Source organism: Polaromonas sp. (genome assembly GCF_012927415.1).
Lineage (GTDB): Bacteria > Pseudomonadota > Gammaproteobacteria > Burkholderiales > Burkholderiaceae_C > Polaromonas.
In genome coordinates this window covers 1-8538 of record NZ_JABBPF010000125.1, presented here as the reverse complement: position 1 = coordinate 8538, position 8538 = coordinate 1, and the positions used below count along the sequence as shown (strand labels likewise).

At 61.6% G+C, this 8538-nt stretch carries 7 protein-coding genes and 1 pseudogene; 7 read left to right on the top strand and 1 reads right to left on the bottom strand.

Going from position 1 to position 8538, the window contains the following annotated elements; translation table 11 throughout:
- The 6 genes and pseudogenes from HHJ19_RS11750 to HHJ19_RS11725 form a co-directional block, all read left to right on the top strand.
- A pseudogene (locus HHJ19_RS11750) lies at nt 1-646 on the top strand (GNAT family N-acetyltransferase); the annotation flags it as partial.
- Nucleotides 643-972: a hypothetical protein gene (locus tag HHJ19_RS11745; protein WP_296907515.1), complete on the top strand. Its 330-nt coding sequence runs from the start codon at nt 643-645 to the stop codon at nt 970-972. The pseudogene HHJ19_RS11750 and the gene HHJ19_RS11745, both read left to right, overlap by 4 nt.
- A 155-nt stretch (nt 973-1127) precedes the next feature.
- The gene (locus tag HHJ19_RS11740; RefSeq protein ID WP_296907512.1) at nt 1128-1904 is read left to right on the top strand and encodes a hypothetical protein; all 777 of its coding nucleotides are present in this window, start codon (nt 1128-1130) and stop codon (nt 1902-1904) included.
- 84 nt (nt 1905-1988) lie between these two features.
- Nucleotides 1989-2327 carry a hypothetical protein gene (locus tag HHJ19_RS11735; protein WP_296907509.1) on the top strand — a complete coding sequence of 113 codons (339 nt, stop codon included), beginning with the start codon at nt 1989-1991 and terminating at the stop codon, nt 2325-2327.
- Nucleotides 2328-2608: 281 nt separating this feature from the next.
- Complete coding sequence (locus tag HHJ19_RS11730) at nt 2609-4480, top strand: wax ester/triacylglycerol synthase domain-containing protein (protein ID WP_296907507.1); 1872 nt, start codon at nt 2609-2611, stop codon at nt 4478-4480.
- Nucleotides 4410-5270, top strand: coding sequence for an alpha/beta hydrolase (locus HHJ19_RS11725; RefSeq protein WP_296907505.1), 861 nt, complete (start codon nt 4410-4412; stop codon nt 5268-5270). The genes HHJ19_RS11730 and HHJ19_RS11725 overlap by 71 nt, the downstream gene beginning before the upstream one ends.
- Before the next feature lie 183 nt (nt 5271-5453).
- Here the strand turns inward: HHJ19_RS11725 and ppa are convergent, their stop codons facing one another.
- The gene (gene ppa, locus HHJ19_RS11720; protein ID WP_296907503.1) at nt 5454-5993 is read right to left on the bottom strand and encodes an inorganic diphosphatase; all 540 of its coding nucleotides are present in this window, start codon (nt 5991-5993) and stop codon (nt 5454-5456) included.
- A 307-nt stretch (nt 5994-6300) separates the two neighbouring features.
- Here ppa and HHJ19_RS11715 point away from each other — a divergent pair.
- A partial coding sequence (locus tag HHJ19_RS11715; protein ID WP_296907501.1) for a sodium-translocating pyrophosphatase occupies nt 6301-8538 on the top strand: 2238 nt, incomplete at its 3' end.

The following is an 8538-nucleotide window of genomic DNA, read 5'->3' as shown; positions in this document are numbered from 1 at the left end:
ACACATCGCCGACCGGCTACCGCGACTTCGACGACTTCCTGATGTCGCTCAGCCAGGAAAAGCGCAAGAAGATCCGCCAGGAACGCCGCAAGGTCGCCGAGGCAGGCATTACGTTTCGCTGGTCGCTGGGCCGGGACATCAGCAAGGCCGACTGGGATTTTTTCTACCGCTGCTACGAGCGCACCTACCTGGAGCACGGCAACGCACCTTATTTGAGCCGCGACTTCTTCCGGCGCATGCAGGCCACCATGGCCGAGAACTGGCTGCTTTTTGTGGCGGAGCACCAAGGCGTGCCCATTGCTACCAGTTTGATAGCTGTCAGTGCCGATAATGACTGGACCACAAGCCAGTTTGACTCAAAGAATGACTTCAAGACCGCTTACGGCCGCTATTGGGGCGCGCTGGCCCGCGTCGACTGTCTGCATTTGAAGGCGGCGCCCAGGGTGAGCACAAAATGGCGCGCGCCCTGCTGCCGGTCAGGACCACCAGCGCGCACTGGCTCGCTCACCCGTCGTTTGCCGACGCCGTGGAGCGCTTTCTCGAACGCGAAGGCGAAGGCATAGACAATTACATGAACGAGCTGGAAAAGCGCAGCCCCTTCAAGGCCAAACCCGCGCAAAACACTTTGAACCTGACCACTCCATGAGCGACAAAAGACCTGCTTACAGCGTCAAAATGGTGAATGCCGCTGGTTTGAGTGCGGCCCAGCGCAGTGCCGCCGAACTGCGCTTTCGGATGGCGCTGGAGTTTGGCGTTGGCGGCGCTGGCTATGTGTTGCCCGCATTGCAAGCCTGCATGCTGGCGCGCTCGCTGCTCGAAGACCTGACGCCGGAAGAACGCGTTGAAGTCGATTACGGTGCCGAGCGCGAGGTGATCGCGCTGTGGGAAAAGGCCGAAGACAAGGCCATCATGACGGCACTCCAACCCCTTAATCGGGATATGGGCGATGCCCGGTTTGAAATCAAGGTCTGAGAAAAAGGCGGCATCCATCGCATTGCATCTTTTTGCTATTTTTTTGATAGCTGACTTTAGCTGTAATCATTGGACCTGAAGCCTGTTTGACCGATATTCTGGCGCCCTGAAGCCGGCCCCGCCTCCAGTCATGCAAAATCAGTGCTTCGCCCGCCATGCCTGAACTCAACACACCCACCGAAGCCCGGCCCGCGCCGCTTGGCCGCACCCACGCCAGACGCCTGCGGGAGGTCTACCGCTCTGCCGGCTGGCCGTGCCAGGACATGCTGGAAATCGAGCTGCTCGCCGCTGGCATGATGCAACGCGTCGCCAGCGCTGCAGGCCATGAGACCCTGCGCGTCAGTGACGCCGGGGTTGCCTGGCTGGCCGCCACGCTGACGCAAAACCGCTCTGCGCTGTCAAAGCACGAAGCCCTGGTCGGGCAAGTGGCCTGCGAGATGGTGCGCGCCGGCCGTATCGCCTGGCGCGCCCTGAGCCTGCGTGCCAGGTTGGCGCCCGTCAGCGAAGGCGACAAGGTGCGCTGGTGCATGGTGCGGCCCGACGTGTTTTCGATCCGCAACACCTCGGTTCAAACGTATGTAGACCCGGTCGTCCACGAGATCAAGGTGAACCGCTCCGACCTGCTCGGTGATTTGCGCCGCCCTGAAAAGCGCGCCGCCTACCTTGATCTGGGTGGCGAGTGCTGGTACGTGCTGGGCCATGACGCCAAAGGCCGCTGCATCGGTGAGCCGGATGAAGTTCCCGCCGAATGCGGCGTCATGGTGATGCAGGGCGGTCGCCTGGCGGTCGCCCGCGCCGCGCCCCGAAGCGCACGGCAGCAACTGCCGTTTCCGGTCTGGGTGGCGCTGGCCAAGGCCACGCCAGTCGCCGGCCTGAGGGATGACGAACAAGGCCTGCTTGGCGATTCGCCGCAGGGCGACGTCAGCGCCTGAGCCTCGCTTCGCAGGCGCTCCAGCGACCGGCGTGGTCTTGCTTTTTCTGGCAGTCCATTCACCCCTGTCGCGCCGGGCTCAAACGTGAAAACCGGCAAACATCTGATCAACGCCCGATTCCTGGCATTCGCCGAAATGGCAACGATGCAAGAGGCTGAGCCGGAGCCGGGAATTTACAGCTTCGCATTCGTGCAACAAGATGGCGCCCTGAAAATCGCCGGTGAACTGATTCGTCTCTTCGGAATTGACATCGTACCGACCGACCCGTCCTGCAATACCTTCGTCCGGCCGCTGCCCTGCGGCATAAGGGCTTCGCTGGCACAGCAGTTCAAGATTTCCGGCGATTTCGTTCACTGCACCGCCAGAGCGACAAACCCGACGGCAGCATCACGGCCAGCGGGAGCGCCGGCAACGAAGACTTGAGTGCCTATAGGCTCCAGCGAGGATGGGCCGTAGCGCTGACTGACGCGCCTTTTACAGAGTCAGCGATGCAAAGAATCGCTTCATCAAGAGGGATCGGCATTTGGGAAACCCCGGCCGACCTCATCCGCCGGCGCAGATAACAGCTCAAAAATGACAGAGTACTGGCCAGCAGCCACTGGCAGCGGCGCGAGTCTGCCCCGCAGCACAAAAACCGCAGTGCCGGCGCGCCGCCCCGGCAAACCCTCGTGCTAAAAACCTGCGGCCCGGTTAAGGTCGCCTGCATGAAGAAATCAGCCAACACCACCATAAATTCCCTCTCCGGTCTGGATGCGAGTTTCCTCTACCTCGAAACCCCGGAAATGCCCATGCATGTGGGCTCGTTCAACCTGTGCGAGCTGCCACCGGGTTTCAGTGGAAGCTTTCACAAGGCGGTGCAGGCGCATATCGCCAGACGCATGCACCTGGCACCGGTGTTCTCGCGCAAGCTGGTGTCCATGCCGCTGAACCTGGGGCATCCGGTGTGGGTAGAGGCTGAGTCGGTGGACATCGGCTTTCATGTGCGCCGCGCCGGGCCTCCACTGGCAGGCTCAGCCGCCTCGGGAGGAAGCGCAGCACGCAAAGTGAATCGTGCTGACACGGCAAAAATGGTCGATTCCGCCATGACGCTTGCCGAGGCGCACAGTTTGATTGCGCAATTGCACAGCGAGCTGATCGACCGGCGCTTTCCGCTCTGGGAGTTCTATGTTTTTGACCGCATCCAGCTTCCTCCATCCCAGGGCGGCAAGCTGGTCGCCGGATTTTTCTCGAAAATTCACCATGCCGCGCTTGATGGCAAGGGCGGCGTGATGCTGGCCAACGCCATGCTGGACCCGGGACCGGTACCGCGCGAGGTGGCGCCGCCCGACAGCCGAAGTCGCCGCAAGTCCCAGGGCGAAGCCGGGCTCAAGACGGGCGAGATGCTGGGCTCGGTGTTTTCCAGTTCGATCGGGCAATTTGCCAAACTGGCCCGCGCGCTGCCGTCGGCGGTCCGCACCATCGGGGCGACGCTGGCCAGGCAGTCCGTCAGCAGTTCGGCGAGCGGAGCGCGGGCCGGCATGCCGATGAAGCTGGCGCCGCACACGCCGTTCAACATCGGCGTTGGCACCGGGCGCGTCTTTGCGGCGGCGACCGTGCCGCTCTGTGAATGCAAGGCGCTGGGCAAGGCCGTCGGCGGCTCGTTCAATGACGTGGTGCTCTGGATCTGCTCGACCGCCCTGCGCGACTATTTGCTCAAGCATGACAGCCTGCCCGAAAAGTCGCTGGTCGCTGCCATGCCGGTCTCCCTGCGTGCAGATTCAACCCTCGACACCGGTGCAGAGAATTTGGGCAACCAGGTCAGCATGAGCCTGGTGGCGCTGGGCACGCAGATTGCCCATCCGCTCAAGCGCATGAATGCCATCCTGGCATCCACGGCCAAGGTCAAGACCTCGATGCAAAGCCTCAAGGGCCTGTTGCCCACCGATTACCCATCGCTGCTGGCACCGTGGCTCGTGGGCGGCGTGGCAAAACAGGCGCTGAACGCCTATGGCAAAAGCGGTCTGGCAAGCCGCTTGCCCACCGTGAGCAATCTCGCGATTTCCAATGTACCTGGGCCGCCGGTGCCGCTGTATCTGGCCGGTGGACGGTTATTGAGCTTTCACCCGCTCTCGATCATCGTGCACGGCATCGCGCTCAACATCACCGTTCAAACCTATGCGGGCCAGGTCGATTTCGGCATCGTTGCCGACCGCAACGCGCTGCCCCACGCCGATGAACTGGCCAGTGGCATCGAGGCAGCATTCCAGCAGGCGCAGGCACTGATGGGCAGCGCCACTGCCGCTACGACGACGTCCACGTACATGTCCACGCAGCAAAAATCGTCTGCAAAACCGGAGAAAAACCCGTTGCCGGCGAGCGCCCCGGTAAAAACCCGCAAAACTGTCGTCACCAAGGTGACAAAACCGGAACACTTAGAGAGCTCACCCTCTGAAGAGCGCCGCCAGCGCCCTGATACTGAAACGGCTACACCCCGAACCAAGAACCCAACATCCACCGTTTCAAGCCATGGCAAGACCGTCACCCAAGCTACTTCAGCCCAACCCGGCCAGCGCAAAACCAGGATCCGGAATTCCTGAGCAACCCGCCCTGCACAACGTTCCACCCAGCGCCTGGCTGCTGGCCCTTGAGATGCGCGCTGTCTGGGAGTTTGGTGCACTGCTGCCCGCCTGGCCATTGCTGGCCCGTGCCCCCCGGGGTGACAGCCATCATGTGATGGTGTTTCCCGGACTGTCAGCGAACGATGTGTCGACCATGCCGCTGCGCCTGTATCTGCAGTCGCTCAAGCACACGCCCTGGGGCTGGGAGCAAGGTTTCAACCTGGGACCACGCCCCGGCGTGCTCGATGAAGCCAAGGACCATCTCGTGCGCACCTTCGAAGCCACAGGCCGAAAGGTCAGCCTGATTGGCTGGAGCCTGGGCGGCGTGTATGCGCGCGAGCTTGCCAAGGAGATGCCCCACATGGTGCGCAGCGTCATCACCCTGGGTACGCCGTTTGCCGGCTCGCACAAATCGACCAACGTCTGGCGCATCTACGAACTGGCCAGTGGCCGGAGCGTCGAGCGGGAGGCGTCAAACTACGACCTGCCAGCGGCACCGCCGGTGCCCACCACCAGCATTTATTCGCGCAGCGATGGAGTCGTGGCCTGGCAGGGCAGCGTCCAGTCACTGAGCAAGGCCAATCCGCGTACCGAAAACATTGAAGTCATGGCCAGCCATCTGGGCCTGGGCTTTAACCCCAGCGCCTGGTGGGCGGTGGCCGACCGGCTGGCGCAGCCCGAAGGCGGGTGGAAGCCTTTCGCGCGGGAAGACCGGGGGCGGGTTCACGGCCTGATTTACCCCGACCCGAAACGCGATTCAGTGCGCTAGTTTTTGTACTAACAACCGGCGCCCCAGCCAACCACAATGAAAAAAAAATGCGCCTGCGGCGTGAACCGCGGGCGCATTTTTAAAGCCTTGGCTTTTAATCAATTGCTATGTTTTATATAGCACACTATACCCATTCTTGCTGGACATGGAGGCAAAAAGACTGAAAATTCAGCCGCTGAAAGCTTACGCCTTGCTGGCCGCCGCGTAGTTGGCAATGCCGTCGGTGATTTCCTTCTTGGCCGCGTCCGGGCCTTCCCAGCCCTGAATCTTGACCCATTTGCCTTCTTCGAGGTCTTTGTAGTGCTCGAAGAAATGGGCAATTGTCTTCAGCCGTAGCGGATTCATGTCTTCGGGTTTCTGCCAGTGGGTGTAAAGCGAGCATTTCTTGTCGATGGGCACGGCCAGCACCTTGCCGTCTTCGCCGGCCTCGTCGGTCATTTTCAGGATGCCGATCACCCGACACGTCACCACCACGCCGGACATCAGTGGCACAGGGGTGATCACCAGAACATCGACCGGGTCGCCGTCACCGCTCAGCGTCTTGGGCACATAGCCGTAGTTGGTCGGGTAGTGCATGGCCGTGCTCATGAAGCGGTCCACAAAAATCGCACCGGACTCCTTGTCCACTTCGTACTTCACCGGGTCGGCGTTCATCGGGATTTCGATGATCACGTTGAACGACTCGGGCGCGTTTTTGCCTGGGGAAACTTTATCGAGTGACATGGTCGCTTTGCGTTGATGGAAAGACGTTGATAAAAAAAAGGGACTTAAAAAGCCTGTGGCTGCACAACCGGAAACGCCGGAGGCACGCGCGCCCGCCACCCGCGTTAAAACCTCGGTATTTACCCTCATTTTACTGATTCAGACCTTACGGGTCGCGAGTTTGTCATCTTTTGGCGTTAAATTTCCCCCGTTGGCCAATCGTCTCTACCTGAGCTACGAGGAAGCAACGCAGCGGGGGTTCCGCCGCGTTGTGATTCACATTGCGGTGAAACCCCCTCCAGGCGAAAACAACGTAGAGGAGATTTCTATGACAGGCAACTCAGCGCTGATTCTTGCGCTAGTCTGCGGACTCATTGCCGTGGCTTACGGCTTTTGGGCACGCAGCTGGATTCTTTCCCAGGACGCGGGCAACGCGCGCATGCAGGAAATTGCGGCCGCGATCCAGACCGGCGCCGCCGCCTATCTGGCCCGCCAGTACAAAACCATCGCCATCGTCGGCGTCATTCTGGCCGTGCTGATTGGCTTCTTTCTGGACGGCAAGACCGCTGTCGGTTTTGTCATCGGCGCGTTTCTGTCAGGCGCCTGCGGCTTCATCGGCATGAATGTCTCGGTGCGCGCCAATGTGCGCACGGCACAGGCCGCCACGCGCGGCATCGGTCCGGCACTTGACGTCGCCTTTCGCGGCGGCGCCATTACCGGCATGCTGGTGGTGGGACTGGGCTTGCTCGGCGTCACTGGTTTTTTCTGGTTTCTGGTGGGCAACGGCAACTACACGCCTGACCGCAAGCTGGCCGACCTGCTCAATCCACTGATCGGTTTTGCCTTTGGCTCTTCTCTGATTTCCATCTTCGCCCGCCTGGGTGGCGGCATTTTCACCAAGGGCGCTGACGTCGGCGCCGACCTGGTGGGCAAAGTCGAGGCCGGCATTCCCGAAGACGATCCGCGCAACCCGGCCGTGATTGCCGACAACGTCGGCGACAACGTGGGCGACTGCGCCGGCATGGCTGCCGACCTGTTTGAAACCTATGCGGTGACGCTGATTGCCACCATGGTGCTGGGCGCGCTGCTGATTTCCGCAGCGCCGGTCAACGCCGTGCTGTATCCGCTGGCACTGGGCGCCGTGTCGATCGTCGCGTCCATCATTGGCTGCTTCTTCGTGAAAGCGTCGCCCGGCATGAAAAACGTGATGCCTGCCCTTTACAAGGGTCTGGCAATTGCCGGCCTGCTCTCCCTGATCGCCTTTTACTTCGTCACGATGTGGCTGATGCCTGACAACGCGATCACGGCCAGTGGCAGCCAGATGAAGCTGTTTGGCGCCTGCGCCGTGGGGCTGGTGCTGACGGCCGCGCTGGTCTGGGTAACCGAGTACTACACCGGCACGCAATACGCGCCAGTCAAGCACATTGCACAAGCCTCAACCACCGGCCACGGCACCAACATCATTGCCGGCCTGGGCGTGTCGATGCGCTCGACCGCGTGGCCAGTTATTTTTGTCTGCATCGCCATTCTGGTGTCGTACAACCTGGCCGGCCTGTATGGCATTGCGATTGCTGCTACTGCCATGCTCAGCATGGCCGGCATCGTCGTGGCACTCGACGCCTACGGACCGATCACCGACAACGCCGGCGGTATTGCCGAAATGGCCGACATGCCGCCCGAAGTGCGCGCCGTGACCGACCCGCTGGACGCCGTCGGCAACACCACCAAGGCAGTGACCAAGGGTTACGCGATTGGCTCGGCCGGCCTGGCGGCGCTGGTGCTGTTTGCCGACTACACCCACAAGCTGGAAAGCTACGGCCGGGCCATCAGCTTTGATTTGAGCGATCCCATGGTCATCGTCGGACTGTTCATTGGCGGTTTGATTCCCTACCTGTTCGGCGCCATGGCGATGGAAGCCGTGGGCCGCGCCGCCGGCGCCGTGGTAGTTGAGGTGCGCCGCCAGTTCAAGGAGATTCCCGGCATCATGGAAGGCACGGCCAAGCCCGAATACGGTCGCGCGGTGGACATGCTGACAACGGCGGCCATCAAGGAAATGATCATTCCTTCACTGCTGCCGGTGGTGGTGCCGATTCTGGTCGGCCTGCTGCTCGGACCGAAGGCGCTGGGCGGTTTGTTGATGGGCACCATCGTGACCGGCCTGTTCGTGGCGATTTCCATGTGCACTGGCGGCGGCGCATGGGACAACGCCAAGAAATATATTGAAGACGGCCACCACGGCGGCAAGGGCTCCGAGGCGCACAAGGCTGCGGTAACAGGCGACACCGTGGGCGACCCTTACAAGGACACGGCCGGCCCGGCCATCAACCCGTTGATCAAAATCATCAACATCGTCGCGCTTTTGATCGTGCCACTGATGATGAAGTTTCACGGTGGAACAGCGCAGGCTGCCCCGGTAGCACCCGTAGCAGAGCCCCCTGCCATCAGCGCACCGGCGGTTACCCCGATGGCACCGGCCATGCCCGCGCCAGCGCCGACGCAGGCACCCGACGCCGCCGCGATCACTACGCCGTATGCTGAGGCAAGCGCACCTGCCGCCGCGCCTGCT

Coding starts and splice junctions, on each gene's coding strand:
- HHJ19_RS11740 (WP_296907512.1), top strand. CDS start 1,128: ATGCCTGAACTCAACACACCCACCGAAGCCCGGCCCGCGCCGCTTGGC.
- HHJ19_RS11730 (WP_296907507.1), top strand. CDS start 2,609: ATGAAGAAATCAGCCAACACCACCATAAATTCCCTCTCCGGTCTGGAT.
- HHJ19_RS11725 (WP_296907505.1), top strand. CDS start 4,410: ATGGCAAGACCGTCACCCAAGCTACTTCAGCCCAACCCGGCCAGCGCA.
- HHJ19_RS11745 (WP_296907515.1), top strand. CDS start 643: ATGAGCGACAAAAGACCTGCTTACAGCGTCAAAATGGTGAATGCCGCT.
- ppa (WP_296907503.1), bottom strand. CDS start 5,993: ATGTCACTCGATAAAGTTTCCCCAGGCAAAAACGCGCCCGAGTCGTTC.